The sequence below is a fragment of the Nocardia sp. IBHARD005 genome, from assembly GCF_052814245.1.
This window is the reverse complement of record NZ_CP199935.1, coordinates 2,310,650-2,331,527: the sequence shown is the minus strand read 5'-3', so window position 1 is coordinate 2,331,527 and position 20,878 is coordinate 2,310,650. Positions and strand designations below refer to the sequence as shown.

Annotated in this window: 22 protein-coding genes; 14 read left to right on the top strand and 8 right to left on the bottom strand. The window is 64.8% G+C overall.

Annotated elements, in window-relative coordinates:
- Positions 1–129 precede the first annotated feature (129 nt).
- The 5 genes from ACTWPB_RS11055 (at position 130) to ACTWPB_RS11035 (ending at position 3,769) form a co-directional block, all read left to right on the top strand.
- On the top strand, positions 130–723 hold the full coding sequence (locus tag ACTWPB_RS11055; protein WP_446225568.1) for a DUF3558 domain-containing protein: 594 nt from the start codon (positions 130–132) through the stop codon (positions 721–723).
- A gap of 33 nt (positions 724–756) precedes the next feature.
- On the top strand, positions 757–1,182 hold the full coding sequence (locus ACTWPB_RS11050) for a hypothetical protein (protein ID WP_446225567.1): 426 nt from the start codon (positions 757–759) through the stop codon (positions 1,180–1,182).
- Positions 1,182–2,393 (top strand): hypothetical protein, encoded by a 1,212-nt coding sequence (locus ACTWPB_RS11045; RefSeq protein ID WP_446225566.1) that lies wholly within the window; start codon positions 1,182–1,184, stop codon positions 2,391–2,393. The genes ACTWPB_RS11050 and ACTWPB_RS11045 overlap by 1 nt, the downstream gene beginning before the upstream one ends.
- A complete protein-coding gene (locus tag ACTWPB_RS11040; protein ID WP_446225565.1) occupies positions 2,390–3,169 on the top strand; it encodes an ESX secretion-associated protein EspG in 780 nt (259 codons plus the stop codon). Before ACTWPB_RS11045 ends, ACTWPB_RS11040 begins: the two co-directional genes overlap by 4 nt.
- Before the next feature lie 120 nt (positions 3,170–3,289).
- Positions 3,290–3,769, top strand: a complete 480-nt coding sequence (locus tag ACTWPB_RS11035; RefSeq protein ID WP_446225564.1) for a hypothetical protein — start codon at positions 3,290–3,292, stop codon at positions 3,767–3,769.
- Between the two features lie 46 nt (positions 3,770–3,815).
- Here ACTWPB_RS11035 and ACTWPB_RS11030 read toward each other — a convergent pair whose 3' ends face one another.
- Together ACTWPB_RS11030 and ACTWPB_RS11025 are read right to left on the bottom strand one after the other, a co-directional pair.
- Positions 3,816–4,286 carry a hypothetical protein gene (locus tag ACTWPB_RS11030; protein ID WP_446225563.1) on the bottom strand — a complete coding sequence of 157 codons (471 nt, stop codon included), beginning with the start codon at positions 4,284–4,286 and terminating at the stop codon, positions 3,816–3,818.
- Positions 4,271–5,497 (bottom strand): hypothetical protein, encoded by a 1,227-nt coding sequence (locus ACTWPB_RS11025; RefSeq protein ID WP_446225562.1) that lies wholly within the window; start codon positions 5,495–5,497, stop codon positions 4,271–4,273. Before ACTWPB_RS11025 ends, ACTWPB_RS11030 begins: the two co-directional genes overlap by 16 nt.
- Positions 5,498–6,245: 748 nt before the next feature.
- On the opposite strand from ACTWPB_RS11025, the gene ACTWPB_RS11020 reads away from it, so the two are divergent.
- Entirely contained in the window at positions 6,246–6,935 is a 690-nt protein-coding gene (locus ACTWPB_RS11020; RefSeq protein WP_446225561.1) for a DUF3558 domain-containing protein, read from the top strand.
- Between the two features lie 40 nt (positions 6,936–6,975).
- Here the strand turns inward: ACTWPB_RS11020 and ACTWPB_RS11015 are convergent, their stop codons facing one another.
- The 6 genes from ACTWPB_RS11015 to ACTWPB_RS10990 all read right to left on the bottom strand — a co-directional run bounded on the left by ACTWPB_RS11015 (position 6,976) and on the right by ACTWPB_RS10990 (position 9,548).
- A complete protein-coding gene (locus tag ACTWPB_RS11015; RefSeq protein ID WP_446225560.1) occupies positions 6,976–7,389 on the bottom strand; it encodes a PIN domain-containing protein in 414 nt (137 codons plus the stop codon).
- Complete coding sequence (locus ACTWPB_RS11010; protein WP_446225559.1) at positions 7,386–7,679, bottom strand: hypothetical protein; 294 nt, start codon at positions 7,677–7,679, stop codon at positions 7,386–7,388. The genes ACTWPB_RS11015 and ACTWPB_RS11010 overlap by 4 nt, the downstream gene beginning before the upstream one ends.
- A gap of 55 nt (positions 7,680–7,734) precedes the next feature.
- The gene (locus tag ACTWPB_RS11005) at positions 7,735–7,944 is read right to left on the bottom strand and encodes a type II toxin-antitoxin system VapB family antitoxin (protein ID WP_446225558.1); all 210 of its coding nucleotides are present in this window, start codon (positions 7,942–7,944) and stop codon (positions 7,735–7,737) included.
- Between the two features lie 298 nt (positions 7,945–8,242).
- Positions 8,243–8,521 (bottom strand): helix-turn-helix domain-containing protein, encoded by a 279-nt coding sequence (locus ACTWPB_RS11000; protein WP_301903639.1) that lies wholly within the window; start codon positions 8,519–8,521, stop codon positions 8,243–8,245.
- A complete protein-coding gene (locus ACTWPB_RS10995) occupies positions 8,521–8,940 on the bottom strand; it encodes a type II toxin-antitoxin system RelE/ParE family toxin (RefSeq protein ID WP_446225557.1) in 420 nt (139 codons plus the stop codon). Before ACTWPB_RS10995 ends, ACTWPB_RS11000 begins: the two co-directional genes overlap by 1 nt.
- A gap of 8 nt (positions 8,941–8,948) precedes the next feature.
- Complete coding sequence (locus tag ACTWPB_RS10990) at positions 8,949–9,548, bottom strand: SACE_7040 family transcriptional regulator (protein WP_446225556.1); 600 nt, start codon at positions 9,546–9,548, stop codon at positions 8,949–8,951.
- An 85-nt stretch (positions 9,549–9,633) separates the two neighbouring features.
- On the opposite strand from ACTWPB_RS10990, the gene ACTWPB_RS10985 reads away from it, so the two are divergent.
- The 8 genes from ACTWPB_RS10985 (at position 9,634) to ACTWPB_RS10950 (ending at position 20,819) form a co-directional block, all read left to right on the top strand.
- Entirely contained in the window at positions 9,634–11,232 is a 1,599-nt protein-coding gene (locus ACTWPB_RS10985) for a carboxyl transferase domain-containing protein (protein ID WP_446225555.1), read from the top strand.
- A gap of 85 nt (positions 11,233–11,317) precedes the next feature.
- On the top strand, positions 11,318–13,486 hold the full coding sequence (locus ACTWPB_RS10980) for an acetyl/propionyl/methylcrotonyl-CoA carboxylase subunit alpha (protein WP_446225554.1): 2,169 nt from the start codon (positions 11,318–11,320) through the stop codon (positions 13,484–13,486).
- The gene (locus tag ACTWPB_RS10975) at positions 13,483–14,643 is read left to right on the top strand and encodes an acyl-CoA dehydrogenase family protein (RefSeq protein ID WP_446225553.1); all 1,161 of its coding nucleotides are present in this window, start codon (positions 13,483–13,485) and stop codon (positions 14,641–14,643) included. The genes ACTWPB_RS10980 and ACTWPB_RS10975 overlap by 4 nt, the downstream gene beginning before the upstream one ends.
- A gap of 92 nt (positions 14,644–14,735) precedes the next feature.
- Positions 14,736–15,200: a MaoC family dehydratase gene (locus ACTWPB_RS10970; RefSeq protein ID WP_446226299.1), complete on the top strand. Its 465-nt coding sequence runs from the start codon at positions 14,736–14,738 to the stop codon at positions 15,198–15,200.
- A 31-nt stretch (positions 15,201–15,231) separates the two neighbouring features.
- Entirely contained in the window at positions 15,232–16,047 is an 816-nt protein-coding gene (locus ACTWPB_RS10965) for an HpcH/HpaI aldolase/citrate lyase family protein (protein WP_446225552.1), read from the top strand.
- Positions 16,048–16,103: 56 nt separating this feature from the next.
- Positions 16,104–18,047, top strand: a complete 1,944-nt coding sequence (locus ACTWPB_RS10960; protein WP_446225551.1) for an acetoacetate--CoA ligase — start codon at positions 16,104–16,106, stop codon at positions 18,045–18,047.
- Between the two features lie 53 nt (positions 18,048–18,100).
- On the top strand, positions 18,101–19,531 hold the full coding sequence (locus ACTWPB_RS10955) for an RNA-guided endonuclease InsQ/TnpB family protein (protein WP_446225550.1): 1,431 nt from the start codon (positions 18,101–18,103) through the stop codon (positions 19,529–19,531).
- Between the two features lie 73 nt (positions 19,532–19,604).
- Positions 19,605–20,819, top strand: coding sequence for a TetR/AcrR family transcriptional regulator (locus ACTWPB_RS10950; protein ID WP_446225549.1), 1,215 nt, complete (start codon positions 19,605–19,607; stop codon positions 20,817–20,819).
- Positions 20,820–20,878: the final 59 nt, after the last annotated feature.

Sequence of the window (20,878 nt, the reverse complement as noted above, 5' to 3'; positions counted from 1 at the left end):
CTTGCTCACTGCGCGCGGGTCGGCGGTTGCCGGCCCGGTTGCCCGGCGGACACCGAATTGATATCCTTCGCCCGATATCAACTTGGTGGACCGGCTGCGGCGGCACACGGTCGAGGGGATCGGCGGGGGATGATGGCGGGGGTACAGGGCAATCGCTGGCGTGGGGTCATCGCCGTTGTGGGCGCTGTGCTCGCAATCAGCGCGTGCGGACCGGATCCATCGTCTGAACAGTCCGCCCGTACGTCCCCCACATTCGCGGCTGAGGTGCCGACCGGGTTCGATCCGTGCACCCAGGTTCCGGATGAGGTGATCCGGTCTGAGAATCTGCGCCCGAACCGGCCGAACCCTGAGTCCAAACTCGACGCGCCGAACGGGGTGAAATGGCGAGGCTGCGGGTGGGGGTACGAAAAGGGACGCGGGTACGGAACCAACATCAGGACCACGAACCTCACACTGGAGATGATCCGGGCACGGAACTTCACCGATGCCGAAGAGTTCGTCACTGGGGGACGGCAGGCGATCGTCTCGCGTCAGCAAGACACCAACACAAGTGGCCCCGATGGCAGCAGCTGCACCGCGAATGTCGAGATGAAGGGCGGCAGCCTCGACATCTTCATCCACAACCCGCCGGAAACATCACCGGCTACCGGACATATTCCGGCGTGCACGATCGCCCGCACGCTCGCGGAGAAGATCGCTCCGAGCATCCCTGCCGGTGCTTGAGCACACAACTGAATGGACCTGGGGAGAACCCTGATGACTGGTGCCACACCGCTGGCCTCGCTGATCACCGAGGCCAAGAACGGCAACCTGACCGTCCGGATGGAACCGGAGGAGTTCGCCAAGATCGAATACGAATGCGAAGCATTCCAGGCGACGATCAAGCAGATTCAGGCGAACATCGCTGATGTATCCAAGATCCAGACTTGGGGTTTCGGTGACCACGGCGGTTCGATCCTGACCTCGGCCCAGACAATGGCCGACCGGTTCCGCAAGATCGCCAGCGGCAGCGAGGGCGGTAACGACTTCCACACCGTATTGAAGGAACATTGGGAAGCCGTGGAAGACATTCGCCTGCTCCACGTCGCCGTCCGCGATCGCTTCATCGCCGAGGACGAAACATTCGCCGCTCGCTTCAACACCGAGACCGAACGCCTGGATCAGATCCCCGGAGGGCGTTGATGGCCGGTACCGAAAACCCAAAAATCCCACCCCACACCGAACGTCCGCACGAGCTGTCTCACGCCAAGATCATCGACAGCTTCGCACCGGTCGGCGTCGATCCGTCATTCGGCGCCGTCGCCGTCTTCTGGCAAGCAAAGACGGATTGGGAAGTCGGACTGGCGACATTCCGGCAACGGATGCACGCGGCGATCTCCGAAGCCTGGGAAGGCAACGCCGCCGAGGCCTCGAAGAACGCGATCTCGGCCTACACCACCAAGGCCGAAGAACTCACCCCCACGTTCGAGACAGTCGCCCGGCTGATCTCGTCGTCGGCCCTGTCCTCCTCCGACACCAAGTCGTCGATCCCTGCGCGCAAGGACGACCCCGATATCTGGGATATCAACGATCGTTGGATCAACAACGACGAGTTCGAAGACGGCCGCAACGACGATGAGGAAGAAGCCCGCGCCATCATGAAGGCCAAGTACGTCGAGGCCTTCGGGATCGTCGACGCAGGCCTGCCTGTGCTCGATCACCCCACCAGCCTCGTCACCGAATCATTCGTCCCCGGTGGCGACGGTGATGGTGATGGCGACGGTGGAGACGGCGGCGGCAGCAATGGCGGCGGCAATGGCGGCGGCAATGGCGGCGGCAGCGACGATGAAGACGAGGACGACGGCACCGGAGACGACCCAGACACTGGAGAAGACGAAGACACGGGGGACGACGACACCACCGGTGACGACACCGAAGACGACGGCACAGAAGACGACACAACATCCGACGACGACACCTCAGCGGCCGCCACGGAATCACCCGTGACCACACCGGGCACCACCACGCCGAACACACCAGGGTCACCCGCTAGCCCCAGCAGTCCGTCCGGTGGTTCCCCATCAGCAGGCGTCCCCGGCGCCGCCGTCCCGACACCCAGCCGTGCAGTACCCGGAATCCCCGCGGCCGCCGTCACCAGCGCGGCCGCGACCGGGTCCGCTGCAGGTGCCGCCGGGCGCGGCATGACGGGCGCCCCCGGCATGATGGGCGCCGGCGCGGGCCGCGGCGGCGGAAAAGACGACGAAAACACCCACGAGACCCCTGACTACTTGATCAACGAAGAGAACACTCGAGAACTGATCGGCGAGATCGCCAAGGCCACACCCCAAGCGATCGGCGCACGATTCCTCTCAGCACAAACCCGCCCCGCCGAGCCGGAAGGCGAGTCGCAGTGACCGAGTGGACCTTCGACCCCGACGACTTCGCGATCCACTGGTACAGCGACGCGGTCGACCGCTTCCCCCGCCCCCTCCACTACACATCCCGCTTCCCCTACCAAGAAGAGTTCGACAACCACCGCGCGAAACTCCTCGACAGCTACGCCCGCGACGAACTCATCATGATCCGCCGCGCGATCGACACCGCCACCAGCGCCACCTTCCGCATCCAAATCTCCGGCAGCACAACCAAAACCCGAGACAACACAACGGCCGCCTACCGAGTCCACGCCACCCGCAACGACTTCCAAGCTGTCGTAATCAGCCAGATAAACCGCAACGGCACCGACGGACAAATCACCGTCAACCTCGGCCGCCCCGAAGACCTCCCCCGCGAGCTGATCAGTTGTCTTCCCAAAGCCTCGCCAGGCACCCACCCGGCTACGACGTTCCACACCAGTGATTTGTCGCCCCGACGCGACACCTACTTCGAGGACGTCGCCCACAACTCACGGTCGGAACGCGCCCGCCGATTCTTCAACCGGCCAACCGACGGACGCGGCCGCGCAGCCCTCTATCTCGGCACCGTCCTCGACCGCCCGAAACCGCAACACAGCACAGAATGGCACGACTTCACTGATGACGGCCGATACACCATCACCCATAGCCACGACGACGTGAATATCAACCCTGCCACTCCACAAACCCAGGCAAGCCAGCTCGGCCAATGGATCAACGCCGCCATTCGCATCAACCAGCGTGATCGGGACGAGGCATACGACGATCCCTGGTGACTATTCGGACGCTGACGCAAAATCCCTGGCACCAGCTAGTGTGAACGGCCGGCCAGGCCAGGTTAGGGGAGTTTGATGGGACGCAGACATAAGTTGGTCAACCCAACGACTTTGTTGTGGATGCTGATCTCGGGAGGAGGCATCATCCCCTTTGCTGCGGGAGTCTTGAAAGTTGGCCTGGGACTGGGGCAGTGGTCAGGGAATGATGCCGTGCTGGCGTTATCGTTTCCGCTGAGCATCGTGTTCGGAATCGTGCTATGGGCGCAGGTGTTGGGTCTGGTTTGGCGCGGCCGTCGGGCCTATCTGCAGCGGAGGGGGAGGATGGTCGCCGGGTCCGTCGTGGAATCCCGCTATCGCAGAGTAAGCCGAGCTACAGGTCTCGACGAACATCGGGTGAGGATCGAGGTGGATTTCGTGCATCCGGAGACTGGGATGGATCATCGACTACAGAAGGAGTACATGTTCACTCCGTTCCGCCAAGGAAGAGCCTGCGCATTGAATGCCCGTTTCCCGGAGGGGGCCACCATGCCGATGTTGGTGCGGGGGCGTTCCGGAGCGTTCGATATCCCGGAACGGCCCGGCTGGGTGGATATCTGGTAGGTGGCCGGTTTCGCCTGCGGTAGCGGAAACCGGCGACCGGGGGCCATTATTCCAACCAGGAATCAGGGGTCTGATCGAAGTCATCGTCCCAGTCGGACGGACCGACGGCATTGCTGCCCCGCCACACTTCATGAGGTGGATCAGAGTGCGACGCCTCAGATTCCGGAGTCCACTTCCAAATGAATCTATCCGAGGATTTCAGCTCTGCAATTTCTGGCGGCACAGGCCGCGCGAATTTCTCGATATCGGACCATTGGTACCCGCGGTCTCGCACGAAAAGCGCATAAGAGACCAGCTCCGCCGATGCCCCGGGTCGCTCCGCCAGGATCCACATGAAATCGTCCGTGACCTCGGTCGGTTCGGCAAAGTACGCCTGCATGTCGAAGTTGTCGATGCGAATACAGGCCGTGCGGAGATCGTCGACTGCACCCATCAAATCTCGAACAGCCGCCTCGACTACAGGATCGGCGTCCGACTCACGCTCGGAGCTCCACTGCGGCCTCATGAGTTCGCCCATGGGTTCTGGCCGTCGCCCGAGTCGAACCTTCCGTCCGGCCTGTTAATTGTGTCATTTAGCTGCGCAGATTTAGCTGCATCCTGCAAAATATCACCGGCTTTGACACCCTTCGCGAACGGCTGTACGAGTTCCTCGAACTTCTGAGTCACGCCTTCCTGAACCGACTTGACCGGGTCTTTTACTATTTCAAGGAATTGTTTTACCTTATCTACCAGGGCTCGAATTTTGTCAATGAGTTGGATCACATCGTTGACGATATTCACCACCTTGATTGCCATTTCAGTAACGGTGGCAGCCCAGCCGACCACTGGGATCTTTTTGAAGCACACCTTGAATGCCTCCGCGACGCTGTCAGCCGTGACCTTGAGCGGGATCTCAAGTAGATCCCAAAGCCATTGAAGAGCCTTGTGAATCGCGTCGCGAAGCTGATTGGTAACCTCCCCCAGCGCTTCGGCGATCAACCTTCCGGTAGGGCCCTCCCATTTCATGGCGGCAATCTGGCGATTTGCCCAGTCCTCGAAGGCGATCGCCGCCTTTCCATCCCAGTTAGGGGTACCACCTGCCGCAGATCCCGCCAAGCGCTTCAGCCCAAATTCAAGGTTCTTCCCACACGCCTCCATTGCCTGCCCGGCTACCTTGTAGGACTCGCCGATTCGGCGAATTTCGCTCCAGTTGCCCGGTACTGGCTTCAATACTTCACCGAGCGGGTCGAACTCTCTGCCAACACCTTTCGTAATTCGCTTCACGGTGTCATTGACGTCTCCGATCGGACCAAATGCGGATCCGATAAGCTCCACCAGTTCTTCTTTGTTGGCAGTCGGTGCTTCCAGTTTCACCTCCTCCGGCTTGGAATACTTCGCGGCGCCTTCGTAAGCCTGTACAGCACCGACCGCCGCCCTGTCAGCGTAGACGGGCACCGACTGGTCCCCGGTGACCATAATATTTGACTTGTGCTTGTTGAGGGCCTCATAGTTCTGCTGATCCTTATCGTGATAGAGCCAGGCCGCTTCCCTCAACTCCAGGCCAGAATCGGCAGTGGTCGTCCCAATGCCAGCCATGCGACTCTTCCACATCGTGGCACACGAATCCACATACGAAACTATGTCGTCGATGATTGGCCCACTTACCCATTCGGCCCCAACTCCGTGCTGTCCGATAAACTCGGCAGCATTCCAGGCATCGCGACCTACCTCACTCAGGAGTTCGCCCATCCCAGCGATTTCGGAAGGATTAGCGGAAAACTGTTGACTCAACTAACTTCACTCTCTACCCGACGGTGATTCTAAATATCAATCGCAGAAGCGATTTGGACCATAGGGAGGGCCGGACGGTGCGGCGTCCGCCAATCCATGTTGCTGAATGCCCACGATGTCCTGTGTGGGATACTGTGAGCAAATTCGCGACAGCCGAATCTTCGAGGTCGAGAGCTCCCGACCTTGAAAGTACCAGGGCAGTGGCGAGTCCGCGGAACCCGTGGCCATGCCGCGCCAGCGCGAGATCATCGGCTCAGGTGATCCTGGTCCCTGGCGAATTAGATTCCTGTTGTGCACAATTGAACAAACTCACGGCCCCCCAGGGTGCAGTTTTCGAACTTTGCATGATCGTAAGCCCGAACGTCACAGCTGGCAAACGCGATAGCCGAGACGTATGTCGATGTGTCGCAGTCGGTTCCACTGGACCACCCGCAGACAGGTCGTCAGCGGGGTCTGGAAATTGACTGTGAGCTGTGATTTCAGCGTGCCCTTGTGGCGGGCAACAACAGCCAACCCGCTGACCGGGCGAAGGATCGAGGCTAGTGCCTTAGGAGACAGAAGGTTCCACTGCCGGAACCGGATCTGGACGGAAGCGATGCCTCGGATACACTGCAATTGACACATCGCGGGTGGCAACACACAGGCCATCAACCTTCGATGCGTCGGTCGCCCGGCGGGACACGCTCAGACGAACGGGATTCAAGAATTGGACGAGACTTCAAAACGCCGATCGCGATGGATTGTCGGGGGTAGAGCATGCTCTCTGGCTGCGGTCTGGACCCTCGCCGCGTGCGCTTCCGGTGAAGATGGCAGTGCCTTGCCGAGCACAACTAACGCTGCCAGCTCCAGCACTGTTGCTGCTAACACGAGCAAGGCGGTGGAAGGTAGCGCTGCGCCGGGAATCAAAGTGCCCATCCCTCCTGCCCCAGATCAAGTCGTTCCTCGTGCCGTGGCGTTTGATCCCTGCTTCCGAGTCGTGGATTCCCTCATTTCCCAGGCGGGGTTTGATCCGAACAGTCGACAACGATACGCATCCGAGGTGACCTCGTCGTTGTGGACAAAGATCGGCTGCAGTTTCCGCAGATCCGAGCTGGTGAATGGAGAGGAGTCCCTGACCGGCTTCCTCTCCATCCTCACCAACAGCGAAAAAGTGGCAGAGATCAGACAAAACCCGCGTAATGAGGTTGTCAGCACGAACTCCATCAACGGCCGACCCGCTGTAATCTATCGCCCGCCGTTGGCAATCCCCACGTGCGACGCTGCCATTGAATCTCCGGACGGAACCATGTTGGTGTCTTTGACGACTCCACCAACTACCTCGGTTCCCGAGCCAGCGCCCTGCGACCAGGTTCGCAATGTAGCAAATATTGTCGCGGGATCGCTCGACGGTAGCTAGGGGGAATATCAGCGGCCCATCAAACGCCCGAGTGGGGAGGTTACGGGCGTGGGACCGGAACGACCGTGACGACCCCTTCGGTGCCCCTGAAATCGTCGGGACTAGTAGTGAACAGCGGGAGTCGGCGGGCGGCGGCGACTGCCGCGATCATCAAATCTGCTTCTCGGCGTCGGGGTTTGCGGCCGTAGGCGATCACGGCCGCGGCGATAAGCCCGTACTGTCGTGCGGCCTCCGCGTCGAAAGGCAAGGGGTCGAACACCGCTTCTGTCCGCTGCAGGCGCGCGATGCGCCGCGCCCGCTCTACCGCGTCGTCGGTCTGGTGGACACCGGCGGACAGCTCGGCAAGGGTGACGGTACTGGTCAACAGCTCACCGGGCAGCGACTCCTTTGGCAGCTGCTCCAGGTAGATCAGGATGTTGGTGTCGGCGAGTCCACGCAGATGCTTGGCGGTCACTCCGCGTCCCCGGACCGCGGTGCGCGGAGGTAGGCGTCGAAGTGGGCAGACCCATCGATGTGCTCGTCCTGGTCTGCTCTGAATCGTTCGAGATCCATCGGCGGCAGGTCTCCGAAAGCCGCGAGTAGCTCATCGACCGGCACTGCGCGACGCCGTCCCAGCTCGGTAGGTTGATTGATGTAGTCGTCGATAGCCGCCAGGGCAACCTGCTGCATCGACGTGTGTTCGGCCTCCGCGCGACGGCGCAGTGCGGCCGTCTGCTCCTCGGACAACCGCAGTGTCATAGCCATACACGCATGATACCGCCAGGTATCACTACTGTCGATCGAGTCAGTCGATAGCTGATCACCCTCGGTAATTGGCCTTGTCGAGCAACACATCGAAGTCGCCCTGCTCAGCCATATCAGCAAGACTGTTCAACGCCCTGACTCGCTCGAGTCGGTTCGCAAACTCAGCGAGAGCCGCGTTGGCGGTCACCTTCTTCGTCGATGTTCCGAGAAGTTGCTGAGCCTCTGCGAGCGCCTCATCGTCGACCTCGATCAGGAGCTTGGACACATTCCACCTCACATTGACCACCCGCCTCCCGGAGACCACCGAGGTCACCGTTGTCCTCCAAGGTGCCGCCAAGGCCGCCGCGACGGCGCCGAACCCGTCGGCCCGGGCCGGCTCTGGAACCAGATCGCCTGACCCGAGCTATCGCCGTTGGTCGTCGATCAAATCGGTGACTGTTCCGCTGACATGAATCGGTTCGGGCGCGAGCCGCTTCTGCTTGCGAGCAGGTTCAATACGGCCTTCCCTACCCCATCGTGCCAAGGCGGTCGGCCGATCGACAGAGTCCTCGGGTCCACGCCGTTCATGCGGCACGAACACTCATCTCGACATGCATACCCGCTGCGACAACCATATTGACCAGTGCGTCCAAGCTGAACAGGCCGATCTTCCCGCGCATCAGATCCGACACTCGAGGCTGCGTCACCCCGAGTCGCTCGGCAGCCGACACCTGCGTCCAGCCGGAACTCTCGATGTGCTCGGTCAGCGCGATCATCAGCCGCGACCGCAGCCGCATGTTCTCCGCTTCCTGTGGGGTGTCCTCGATCGCATCCCACACGCTGTCGAACGTCTCGTCCGCCATCAGCGCTCTCCCTTCCCGTTCGCACCACCGGCCCGTGCGTATCGCTTCGCCGCCAGCGCCAGATCAGAATCCGATGTCTTCTGAGTCTTCTTCTGAAAGCAGTGCAGCACAAGGATCCGGTCAGCGAGTTTCGCCAGGTATATGACACGAAACGCACCGGAGTCCTCGCGAACTCGGATCTCGCACACCCCGAGCCCGACGGATCGCATGGGCCGCCAATCCGTTGGCTCGAGACCACGTTGAACGCGGTCGAGTTGAAAGCCGCACTCGCGACGGGCAACGAGAGGGAACTCGCGTAGGTCATCCAGTGCTGTGCCAACGAACTCGAGTCGCTTCACACGACTCAGTATACGAATTTTTGTATATGCCGCAAGCTTGCGGCGCCGCGGACAGTTCACCGCCGTCAGCGAAGGCCGCATGCGGGGCGCTATGAGTCCGCGAGAGCAGCCAGGGCCATCTGTCGCAGCACCGGCCTGGCCTTGGCGGCACTCGCCGCCGACGCACTGTGGGGGGTGGAGTTGATCAGGCCGAAGGCGGCGTGGGCCTGGATGCGGGCGGCTTCCTCGGGGAGGGCGGGGTTCAGTTCGCGCAGGACGCCTACCCAGATTTCGACGTATTGGCGTTGAGTGCGGCGCAAGATCCGGCGGTCGTTGGCGGGGACGTTGTCGAGGTCGCGGTCCTGGATGCGGATGAGTTCGGGGTTGCCGAAGGCGAAGTCGAGGTGGAAGTCGACCAGGGCGGGCAGTGCCGTCGCGGCCGACGGCGAGTCGTCGACAACGGCGCGGCCGCCCGCCAGCAGGCGCTCGCTGATGCCGACGAGGAGCTCGACCAGCAGCGCCTCTTTGTTCGCGAAGTGACGGTAGACGGCGGGGCCGCTGATGCCGACCGCCGCGCCGAGGTCGTCGAGGCGCACGCCCAAGAAGCCGCGGTCGGCGATCAGGCGGGCGCCCGCAGCCAGCAACTGTTCGCGACGCTGGGCTTTGAGCTGCTCGCGGCGGGTCACCTGAACAGGCTCGGTAGTCGACATCTGGCAGCCCCTCTGGACAACTCGGTTAGTCAAGATTAACCTGAATTTCAGTTATTGGCGATTAACCGAGTGAGAGAATGGCGCGATGACGGTTACGCAAGAGACCGAAGCCACCGCGACGAGCAACCGGGACGCGCACGGTGCCCTGGTCGCCGATCTGCGGCAGCGGCTGGCCACGGCCGCGCTCGGTGGTCCGCAGAAGTCCCGCGAACGGCACGTGGCCAGGGGCAAACTGCTCCCCCGCGAGCGGGTCGAGCAGCTGCTCGACCCGGGCAGCCCGTTCCTCGAGCTGGCGCCGCTGGCCGGCAACGGCATGTACGGCGACGAGTGCCCCGGCGCGGGCATGATCGCCGGCATCGGCCGCATCTCGGGCCGTGAGTGCCTGATCCTGGCCAACGACGCGACGGTCAAGGGCGGCACGTACTACCCGATCTCGGTGAAGAAGCACCTGCGCGCGCAGGAAGTGGCCGCGCAGAACAACCTGCCATGTGTGTACCTGGTGGACTCCGGCGGCGCCTTCCTGCCGCGCCAGGACGAGGTGTTCCCCGACCGCGAGCACTTCGGCCGCATCTTCTACAACCAGGCGAACATGAGCGCCAAGGGCATCGCCCAGATCGCGGCGGTCATGGGCTCGTGCACCGCGGGCGGCGCGTATGTGCCCGCGATGGCCGACGAGGCCGTCATCGTGCGTGATCAGGGCACCATCTTCCTCGGCGGCCCGCCGCTGGTGAAGGCCGCGACCGGCGAGGTCGTCACCGCCGAGGAGCTCGGCGGCGGCCTGCTGCATTCGCGGACCTCCGGCGTCACCGACCATCTGGCCGACGACGATCGCGACGCGCTGCGCATCGTCCGCAAGATCGTCGGCACGCTCGGCCCGAAGCCGGCGGCGCCGTGGGAGGTGCTACCGAGCACCCCGCCCGCCAAAAACGAGGGCGAGCTCTACGACGTGGTCCCTGTCGACCCGCGCACGCCCTATGACGTGCGCGAGGTGATCGACCGGATCGTCGACGGCGAGGCCGGATTCCACGAGTTCAAGGCCGAATACGGCAAGACCCTGGTCACCGGGTTCGCTCGCATCCACGGCCATCCGGTCGGCATCGTCGCCAACAACGGCGTGCTGTTCGCCGAGTCCGCCATGAAGGGCGCGCATTTCATCGAACTGTGCGACAAGCGCACGATCCCGCTGCTGTTCCTGCAGAACATCACCGGCTTCATGGTCGGGCGCGACTACGAGGCGGGCGGCATCGCCAAGCACGGCGCGAAGATGGTCACCGCGGTGGCGTGCGCGCGGGTGCCGAAGCTGACCGTGGTGATCGGCGGCTCCTACGGCGCGGGCAACTATTCGATGTGCGGGCGCGCGTATTCACCGCGCTTCCTGTGGATGTGGCCGAACGCGCGCATCTCGGTGATGGGTGGCGAGCAGGCCGCCTCGGTGCTGTCGACGGTGCGCGGCGATCAGCTCGACAGCGCGGGCAAGCCGTGGTCCGAGCAGGATCAGGAGGCCTTCAAGGCGCCGATCCGGGACCAGTACGAGACCCAGGGCAACCCCTACTATTCGACGGCGCGGATCTGGGACGACGGCGTCATCGCGCCGACCGACACCAGAACAGCGCTCGGCCTTGCCCTTTCGGTGTGCGCGCAAGCGCCGCTCGAACCCGTTTCCTACGGCGTCTTCCGGATGTGAAGGAGCGTCAGCGAGTGAACCACAAATACAGTGCGCCGTCGCGCACGACGGAGCCGAGCGCCAGCGAGGCGCAGGAGTGAGCGACATGCTGAACAAGAATCAACCCGTCGAATTCGACACCGTCCTGGTCGCCAACCGCGGCGAGATCGCGGTGCGGGTGATCAAGACCTTGCGCGCCATGGGCATTCGCTCGGTCGCGGTATACAGCGACGCCGACGCCGGCGCGCGCCATGTGCGTGAAGCCGATATCGCGGTACGGCTCGGGCCCGCGCCCGCGCGCGAGAGCTACCTGTCGATCGAGAAGGTCGTCGACGCCGCTGTTCGATCCGGCGCGCAGGCTGTGCATCCGGGATATGGCTTCCTGTCGGAGAATTCGGCCTTCGCGGCGGCACTCGCCGATGCGGGCATCGTGTTTCTCGGGCCGCCAGCGAAGGCCATCGAGGTGATGGGCGACAAGATCGCCGCGAAGAAGACGGTGACGGCGTTCGGGGTTCCGGTGGTGCCCGGCATCGCCGAACCTGGTCTGACCGATGACCAATTGCTCGCCGCCGCAGCAGAAGTCGGCTACCCGGTACTGGTGAAGCCCTCCGCCGGTGGTGGCGGCAAGGGCATGCGCCGGGTCACCGACCCCGCCGATCTGCCTGCCGCGCTGGTGAGCGCCCGGCGTGAAGCCGGTGCGGCCTTCGGCGACGACACCCTGTTCCTGGAACGGTTCGTCAACCGGCCGCGCCACATCGAGGTGCAGATCCTGGCCGACAAGTTCGGCAATGTGGTGCACCTGGGTGAGCGCGAATGCAGCTTGCAGCGCAGGCATCAGAAGGTGATCGAGGAGGCTCCGTCACCGCTGCTCGACCCCGAGACCCGGGCCCGGATCGGCACCGCCGCCTGCAATACCGCCCGCAGCGTGGACTACGTGGGCGCGGGCACCGTGGAGTTCATCGTCTCGGCCGACCAGCCGGACGAGTTCTTCTTCATGGAGATGAATACCCGTCTGCAGGTGGAGCATCCGGTGACCGAGATGGTCACCGGGGTCGACCTGGTGGAATGTCAGGTGCGTGTTGCCGCGGGTCAGAAGCTGGCGCGCACCCAGGACGAGATCCACCTCGTCGGGCACGCCATCGAGGCACGCGTCTACGCGGAAGATCCGAGCCGCGGGTTCCTGCCGACCGGCGGCACTGTGCTCGCCCTGTCGGAGCCGGACGGCGCCGGCGTGCGCGTGGATTCGGGGATCTCGGTAGGCACCGTGGTGGGTAGCGATTACGACCCGATGCTGTCGAAGGTGATCGCGCGGGGCACTACTCGTGCCGAGGCACTCGCCGCACTGGATCGCGCACTGGAACAGACTGTGCTGCTGGGTGTGACGAGCAATATCGAATTCCTGCGGTTCCTGCTCGCCGACGACGACGTGCAGGCGGGGCGTCTCGACACCGCGCTGCTCGATCGTCGCGTCGCCGACTTCGTGTCCGCCGAGGCCACCGACGACGAATTCATCGCCGCTGCGACACAGCACTGGTTGCGGCGCTGGCCCGCCACCGGCGGCGACCCGTGGTCGATCCCCTCGGGATGGCGCCTCGGCGCACCGGCACCGACCACGATGCGGCTGTCGGCGGGCGACCGGACCAGGCACGTCCGCATCTGCGGCACACCGGATTCGGCGACGGTACGGCTCGACAACGATGTACCGGAATCGGCCGGGCCGCAGTCGACGAGCGCCGATCCCGGCACGGACCCGGTGAACGCCGCGGGGCCGAACAACCCCGACCTCACGGCTCGGGCGCTCAGCGTCTCCCCGACCACCGACGGCCTCGCTCTCACCCTCGACGGCATCCGCCGCGAGTACCGCATCGCCGAGGCCGACGGCCAGCTGTGGGTGAGCCACGACGGCGCCCTCGCCGTCCTGCGCGAGGTCGCCGAGGCCGCCGTGCGTGGCGATGTCGCGCACGTCGGCGACGCCGAAATCCGCAGTCCCATGCCGGGTTCGGTGATCGCGACGCCGGTCCGCAACGGCGCGACCGTCGCCGTGGGCGATCCGGTGATCGTGATCGAGGCCATGAAGATGGAGCACGCGCTCACCGCGCCGGTGGCGGGCACGGTGGAAGTGCTCGCTGTCGCGGGCGCCCAGGTGAAGCTGGACCAAGTACTGGTGCGCGTCGTCGCCCACCCCGCAGAAACCGTCGCAGCGGGAGCCGCGACAGAAACCGCCGTCGCCGATACCGCGGCGGCACCGACCGAGCGCGAAGGAACCCCCGCATGACCGACTACCTGTCCACCGGTTCGCTGCCGGAGGAATACCGCCAGCTCGCACTCACCGTGCGCGATTTCGCCAACCAGGTCGTCGCCCCGGTATCGGCGAAACACGATGCCGAACACAGCTTTCCGTACGAAGTCGTGGCAGGCATGGGCGAGATGGGGCTGTTCGGCCTGCCGTTCCCCGAGGAGTTCGGCGGTATGGGCGGCGACTACTTCGCCCTGTGCCTGGCACTCGAGGAGCTCGGCAAGGTCGACCAGAGCGTGGCGATCACCCTCGAGGCGGGTGTGTCGCTCGGCGCCATGCCGATCTACCGCTTCGGCAACGACAAGCAGCGCACCGAATGGCTGCCCCAGCTCACCAGCGGACAGACGCTGGCGGGCTTCGGGCTCACCGAACCCGATGCGGGCAGCGATGCGGGCGGTACGAGAACCACCGCCGTGCCCGACGGCGAGAGCTGGGTGATCAACGGCAGCAAGCAGTTCATCACCAACTCCGGCACCGATATCACCCGGCTGGTCACCGTCACCGCGGTCACCGGGCAGGCCGGTGGCAAGAAGGAGATCTCCACCATCCTGGTGCCGACCTCCACGCCGGGTTTCGTGGCCGAACCCGCCTACAACAAGGTCGGCTGGAACGCCTCCGACACCCACCCGCTGAGCTTCACCGATGTGCGGGTGCCGCAGGAGAACCTGCTCGGCGAGCGCGGTCGCGGCTACGCCAACTTCCTGCGCATCCTCGACGAGGGCCGCATCGCCATCGCCGCGCTGGCGGTCGGCGCGGCGCAGGGCTGTGTGGACGAGAGCGTGCGGTACGCGGGTGAGCGTCAGGCCTTCGGGCAGGCCATCGGCCGCAATCAGGCCATCGCGTTCAAGATCGCCCGGATGGAGGCGCGCGCCCACGTCGCGCGCACCGCCTACTACGACGCCGCCGCGCTGATGCTGGCGGGCAAGCCGTTCAAGAAGGCTGCGTCGATCGCGAAGATGGTCGCAAGCGAGGCCGCGATGGACAATGCCCGCGACGCCACCCAGATCTTCGGCGGCAACGGCTTCATGAACGAATACCCGGTATCCAGGCACTACCGTGACAGCAAGATCCTGGAAATCGGCGAGGGCACCACGGAGGTACAGCTGATGCTGATCGCACGGGAGCTCGGTCTGTGACCGCGCCTGATCACGGCGGCCCGGAGGCGGCAGCGGGGCGTGACCACGCAGGGCCTCGAGAGCAGGCGCCATCGAGCACCGAAAACCGGCGGATCGTGCAGCGTGGCCTGTGGTTCGAGGAGTTCGAGATCGACACGATCTACGAGCACCGGCCCGGCCGCACCATCACCGAGGCCGACAATGTCCTGTTCACCACGCTGACCATGAACACCCAGGCCCTGCACCTGGACGCGGCCTTCGCCGAGGCGCAGCCGCCGTTCAACCAGCGCCTGGTGAACTCGATGTTCACGCTGTCGACACTGGTCGGGCTCTCGGTCGCCCAGCTCACGCAGGGCACGCTGGTGGGCAACCTCGGCTTCTCCGACATGACCATCCCCGCTCCGCTGTTCCACGGTGACACCATGTACGCCGAGACGCTGGTCACCGGCAAGCGCGAATCCAAGAGCCGTCCCGGCGAGGGCATCGTCAGCCTGGCACACACCGCACGCAACCAGCACGGGGTGATCGTGGCGACCGCGGTGCGCAAGACACTGGTCCGCAAGGCACCCACAGCATGAGCGGTCATCGCACCCGCCGAAAGGACGCAGTATGAGCTGGCAGCCCAGTGGTCCCGCGTGGCTGTTCTGCCCGGCCGATCGCCCCGATCGCTTCGCGAAGGCCGCCGCGGTGGCCGATGTGGTGATCCTCGATCTCGAGGACGGAGTCGCGGCGGGCGACAAGCCCGCGGCCAGGCAGGCGCTGAAAGAAGCCCCACTCGACCCGCGGCACACTGTGATTCGTGTCAACGCGGCGGACACTGACGAGTACGCGGCCGATCTGGCGGTCCTCGCCCAGACCGCCTACCGCCGGATCATGCTGCCCAAATGCGAGTCGGCCGAACAGGTTCGCAGCCTCGCGGGCTATGAGGTGATCGTGCTGGTCGAATCGCCGCTCGGCGCGGTGCGGGTCGCCGAGTCGGTGCGGGCCGACAATGCCATCGGCGTGATGTGGGGCGCCGAGGATCTGGTCGCCGGGCTCGGCGGCAACTCGAGCAGGCATGCCGACGGGAGCTACCGGGAGGTGGCCCGGCACGTGCGCTCGTCAACCCTGCTGGCGGCCAAGGCATTCGGCCGCTTCGCCCTGGACTCGGTGTACTTGGACATCAAGGATCTCGCTGGCCTCGCCGCGGAGACCAGCGATGCGGTCGCCGTCGGTTTCGACGCCAAAGTCGCCATCCACCCGAGTCAGGTCGCGGTGATCCGCGACGGCTACGCACCCGACCCCGCCGAGCTCGACTGGGCGCACCGGGTGCTGGCGGCGGTGCCCAACCATCGCGGTGTCTTCGCGTTCGAGGGTCGGATGGTCGACGCCCCGGTGCTCCGGCACGCCGAACAGATCGTCCGGCGCGCGGGCGTGCCCGGCTGAACATCGGGTAACCATCTCCCGATACCCGAAGTAGTCCAGTTCGAGGAGGACATACGGTGCAACCGCAATGGGTACCGAACGCACACGACGTCGCGTCGGCCCGAATCACCGGCTTCGCCGCCTTCATCACCGCGCGAACCGGCAACGAATACCCCGACTACCAGGCACTGTGGCAATGGTCGGTGGATGACATCGCCGGCTTCTGGCAGGCCGTGTGGGACTACTTCGAACTCGGCGAGACCGCCGGTGCGGTCCTCGGCTCGCGCGAGATGCCGGGGGCACAATGGTTTCCCGGTACCCGGCTGAACTATGTCGACCAGATCATCCGGATGGCCCAGTTCGGCCGCCCGGCGGTCATCGCCCTGCACGAGGATGCCGAGCCACAGGAGATTTCCTGGGCCGAATTGATCGAGCAGGTCACGGTTTTCGCGCGCACCTTGCGTGAGCAGGGTGTCGAAGCGGGCGACCGGGTGATCGGCTACCTGCCCAATATCCCGGAAGCGATCGTCGCCTTCCTCGCCACCGCCAGCATCGGCGCGGTATGGAGTGCCTGCGGTCAGGACTATTCCGCCAAGGCCGCGCTGGACCGGCTCGGCCAGCTCGACCCGGCGGTGCTGGTCACCGCCGACGGCTACCGCTTCGGCGGTAAGGAACACGACAAGCGAACCGACATCGCGGCATTGCGGGATGGGCTGCCCGGCTTGCGCGCCACCGTCGTCGTCTCGCAGCTCGGACTCGAGGTGTCGGACGCGCTGTCATGGACGGACGCGGTCGCCGATGCCGGGCTCGGTGTGATCGAGACTGTCCCTGTCGATTTCGATCACCCGTTGTGGATCGTGTTCTCCTCCGGCACCACCGGGCTGCCGAAGGGCATCGTCCACGGCCACGGCGGCGTGCTGCTCGAGCATCTGAAAGCCGTGGCGCTGCAATCGAACATAGGCCCCGACGATACGTTCTTCTGGTACACCAGCCCGAGCTGGATGATGTGGAACTTCCAGGTGGCGGGACTGCTGACCGGCGCCACCATCGTCACCTACGACGGCAGCCCGACCGCGGGTGGACCGGATGCCCTGTGGCGCATGGCCGCTCAGGTCGGTGTCAGCGTTTTCGGGACCAGCCCCGGCTATGTTCTGGGCTGCATCAAAGCGGGTTCCGTGCCACGCGCCGATCACGACCTGTCAGCGCTGCGCTCGGTCGGCATCACCGGTTCGTCGCTGCCGGTGTCGAGTGCGCTGTGGTTGAACGAGAACGCGGGCGAGCATGTTCAGGTGAACTCGATCAGCGGCGGTACCGACGTGGTGTCGGCGTTCGTCGGCGGCGTACCGACCGTGCCGGTCTGGCCGGGTGAGCTGTCGGCGCCGTATCTGGGCGTCGCCCTCGCCGCCTTCGACGAGCAGGGCGAGCCCGTGCGCGGCGAGGTCGGCGAACTGGTGGTCACCGCACCCATGCCGTCGATGCCGGTCAGCTTCTGGCGCGATGACGACGGAAAGCGCTACCACGCGGCCTATTTCGACACCTACCCCGGCGTATGGCGCCACGGCGACTGGATCACCCTGACCGGACACGGCAGCATCGTCGTGCACGGCCGCTCCGATTCCACCCTCAACCGCCACGGCATCCGCATGGGCAGCGCCGACATCTACCAGGTCGTCGAACAGTTTCCCGAGATCGCCGAGGCGCTGGTGATCGGCGCCGAACAACCCGACGGCGGCTACTGGATGCCACTGTTCGTCGTGCTCGCCCCCGGCGCGGAACTCACCGAAGACCTGAAAACCCGCCTCGCCACGGCGATCCGCACCGAGGTCTCCCCCCGCCACGTCCCCGACGAGATCCGCGAAGCCCCCGGCATCCCCCACACCCGCACCGGCAAGAAGCTGGAAGTCCCCGTCAAGAAGCTCTTCCAGGGCGCCGACCCCGCCCGAGTGGTCGAACGCAGCGCCGTCGACGACCCAGCACTGCTCGACTGGTACGCCCGGATCACCCCGCCCGACAAGCCCTGACAGCGCGGTCGCGAACCGAACCGTGTCGGTGGGCTATGCCACACTCGGCTTCAATGAGCCGACATACTGCGTTCCGGTACTGCCTCGACCCGACGGTCGAGCAGCAGCGCGCGCTCGCACGCCATGCCGGGGCAGCTCGGTTCGCGTTCAACCAGAGTTTGAGAGTGGTGAAAACCGCTCTTGCCCAACGCGGAACTGATTCGGCTCATCATGTTCCATGGACCGGATTCGACTTGATCAACTCATTCAACGCGTGGAAGAAGACTGAAGCTGCTGGGCGCATCCTTGCTGTCGATTCGGATGGGGTCGCGCAGATTCAGACAACCGGCCTGGCGTGGCGAACACAGGTATGCCAGCAGGTATTCGAAGAATCCGCAGTCGATTGCGGTCGTGCACTGGCCGCATTCGCGGACTCGCGCACCGGCAAGCGCAAAGGCCCGCGCGTCGGATTTCCCCATTTCAAAAGGAAGAACGCGAGCCAATCGTCGTTTCGGCTTCGCAATAGACAGCGCAACGGAGGGCAAGCAGCGATCAGAGTTGGCGACGTGACCCCGCGGTCAGTGACTCTGCCCGGGATCGGCACGATCAGGGTTCGCGAGGACACCCGTCGGTTACGGCGCTTGGTCGTCAAGGGGCGGGCGAAGATCCTGCACGCCACCGTCATGTTCCGGGCGGAACGCTGGTGGATCAGTTTGACTGCCCAAGCAGCCGACCTGCACCCCACTCACCGCCATCCGCCGCGTGCCCTCCATGACCAGGGCAGCTGGGTCGGGATTGACCTCGGGCTGTCAACGTTCGCTGTCGCCGCTTCAGCAGCGGGCACCGAGGTCGCCCGCGTCGAAAGATCGCCCCGACCGCTGGGCGCCGGGCTGCGTCAGCAACGCCGCCTCGCAAAATCCTTGTCGCGCAAGCAGAAAGGATCGGAGCGACACCGAGTTGCCGCAGCCCGGTTGGCACGGCATCATCACCGGATTGCCAATATACGGAGTCACTTCTTGCATCAGGTCGCCAACATGCTGGTCAAAACCCACGACCAGCTCGTTATCGAAGATCTGAACGTGAGAGGCATGCTCAGCAACCGCCGACTGGCACGTGCGATAGGCGATGCAGGGTGGGCAACCTTCGCACGGCTACTCAGCTACAAGCAGGCGTGGCGCGGAGGCGCGCTGCTGACTGCGGATCGCTGGTACCCGTCGAGCAAGCGCTGCTCGGCCTGCGGTGACGTCAACGCCGTTCTGACACTGGCTGATCGAGTGTTCTCGTGCAGTTGCGGTTTTCATACCGACCGTGACCACAACGCGGCTGTGAACCTTGCCGCATGGCCATCAGTCCAGCAAGACTTTTCGCGATCCCCGGACCCCCGAGCAGGAGGCCGGGCTACCAATGCCCGCCGACAGGAAGGCGCTGACCGACACCCTCTGGGTTTCGGTGAAACCGGCCTGGTTGACGCGGGAACAGACGTACACGCCGCGACCGTGGCGTGAACCGACGGCGCCCGAGAAGGGCGATGTCCGAGCGCCTTAAAGGCCATCAGACATGCTGCAATACACTTCTCGCATGAATGTCAGCGAGACTCGTGGGGCGCGTGGGGTAGCTGGGACTGAAGTGCGGCGTAGGCCGAAGAATCGTCGGGCGCAGATCGCGGCGTCGTCGGCGGTCGCGTTCGGGGCCGCCGGGTATCACGGGGTGAGCATGGAGGACATCGCGTCCGGGCTGGGAATCAGCTCGGCCGCGCTGTATCGGCACTACCCGAGCAAGTACGCGTTGTTCCGGGAGGAGTTACTTCGGGTCGGGCAGGCGTTCACCGCGTCGATCGTGGTGTCGGCGCAGGACCCGCTGCCCGCGGCACAACGTTTGCGGCACATGCTGACCGGGCTGATCGGTGCGACCGTGGAGAATCGCGCGACGGTACGGCTGGTGCGATGGGAAGGCCGCTACCTCGAGCCGGCGGATCGGGTGGTGCTCGACGAGCAGCAGAGTTCGGTGCTGGTCGCGCTCGACGGGCAGCTGGCCCTCTTGCGTCCCGAATTGACCACGGCTGAGCAGAGAATGGTCTCCACGGCGATCCTCGGTGTGATCACCAGCATCGCCGATCACCACGCCGCACTGCCCGTTCGCACGCTGAACAAGTTGCTCGGTTCGGCGTGTCTGGCGCTGACCGACACCGAAATGCCGCCTGCCGCGACTGTTTCGGAGCAGGGCGCCCGCGCCGAGATCCCGGAATCGTTCAAACATGAACTGCTGCTCCGTAAAGCGGTGGAGCTGTTCCACAAACGCGGCTATCCGAATGTCAGCGTGGAGGACATCGCCTCGGCGGCGGGGTTGTCGGCGGCATCGGCGGTGTACCGGTTCTATCGCGGCAAGACCGACATCCTCGCCGCCGCGTTCCGGCGGGCGGCGGATCGGGTGTCCGGGGCGATCGGACCCGCTGTCGCGAGCACGCCCGACAGCGGCGCGGCGCTGGGTGTGCTGGTCGACCAGTTCGTCGCCGACACCTTCGACGAGCGGGCTCTCGCCGTCGTGTACTACGCCGAGTTCGGGCACGTGCCCGCCGAGGAACGTGCCGTGCTGCGCAATATCCAGCGGTTGAGCGTGCAGGAATGGGCGCGGCTGGTGCGCGATATGCGGCCGGAGCTCTCCGCGGCCGAGGCGCGGTTCCTGGTGCACGCGGCGTTCGCGATGGTCATCGACCTCGGTCAGAGTTTCGGTGACAACCCGATCGCGGGCCGGGCCAGGGTGGGTTTCCTGATGCGGCGGGTGCTGCTCGGCTGACCACTTCACCCGTCGCGGATGAGGCGGACCGCTCCCGGCGCGGCCTACGCTCGGCGATC

Excerpts from the sequence above, each read along its gene's own strand:
- ACTWPB_RS11025 (WP_446225562.1), bottom strand. The coding sequence starts at position 5,497 with ATGGGCGAACTCCTGAGTGAGGTAGGTCGCGATGCCTGGAATGCTGCC.
- ACTWPB_RS10965 (WP_446225552.1), top strand. The coding sequence starts at position 15,232 with ATGAGCTGGCAGCCCAGTGGTCCCGCGTGGCTGTTCTGCCCGGCCGAT.
- ACTWPB_RS11000 (WP_301903639.1), bottom strand. The coding sequence starts at position 8,521 with ATGGCGGACGAGACGTTCGACAGCGTGTGGGATGCGATCGAGGACACC.
- ACTWPB_RS10985 (WP_446225555.1), top strand. The coding sequence starts at position 9,634 with ATGACGGTTACGCAAGAGACCGAAGCCACCGCGACGAGCAACCGGGAC.
- ACTWPB_RS11055 (WP_446225568.1), top strand. The coding sequence starts at position 130 with ATGATGGCGGGGGTACAGGGCAATCGCTGGCGTGGGGTCATCGCCGTT.
- ACTWPB_RS11030 (WP_446225563.1), bottom strand. The coding sequence starts at position 4,286 with ATGGGCGAACTCATGAGGCCGCAGTGGAGCTCCGAGCGTGAGTCGGAC.
- ACTWPB_RS10975 (WP_446225553.1), top strand. The coding sequence starts at position 13,483 with ATGACCGACTACCTGTCCACCGGTTCGCTGCCGGAGGAATACCGCCAG.
- ACTWPB_RS11035 (WP_446225564.1), top strand. The coding sequence starts at position 3,290 with ATGCTGATCTCGGGAGGAGGCATCATCCCCTTTGCTGCGGGAGTCTTG.
- ACTWPB_RS10955 (WP_446225550.1), top strand. The coding sequence starts at position 18,101 with ATGAGCCGACATACTGCGTTCCGGTACTGCCTCGACCCGACGGTCGAG.
- ACTWPB_RS10950 (WP_446225549.1), top strand. The coding sequence starts at position 19,605 with ATGAATGTCAGCGAGACTCGTGGGGCGCGTGGGGTAGCTGGGACTGAA.
- ACTWPB_RS10980 (WP_446225554.1), top strand. The coding sequence starts at position 11,318 with ATGCTGAACAAGAATCAACCCGTCGAATTCGACACCGTCCTGGTCGCC.
- ACTWPB_RS11045 (WP_446225566.1), top strand. The coding sequence starts at position 1,182 with ATGGCCGGTACCGAAAACCCAAAAATCCCACCCCACACCGAACGTCCG.
- ACTWPB_RS11010 (WP_446225559.1), bottom strand. The coding sequence starts at position 7,679 with ATGGCTATGACACTGCGGTTGTCCGAGGAGCAGACGGCCGCACTGCGC.
- ACTWPB_RS10990 (WP_446225556.1), bottom strand. The coding sequence starts at position 9,548 with ATGTCGACTACCGAGCCTGTTCAGGTGACCCGCCGCGAGCAGCTCAAA.
- ACTWPB_RS10995 (WP_446225557.1), bottom strand. The coding sequence starts at position 8,940 with ATGCGGCCTTCGCTGACGGCGGTGAACTGTCCGCGGCGCCGCAAGCTT.
- ACTWPB_RS11050 (WP_446225567.1), top strand. The coding sequence starts at position 757 with ATGACTGGTGCCACACCGCTGGCCTCGCTGATCACCGAGGCCAAGAAC.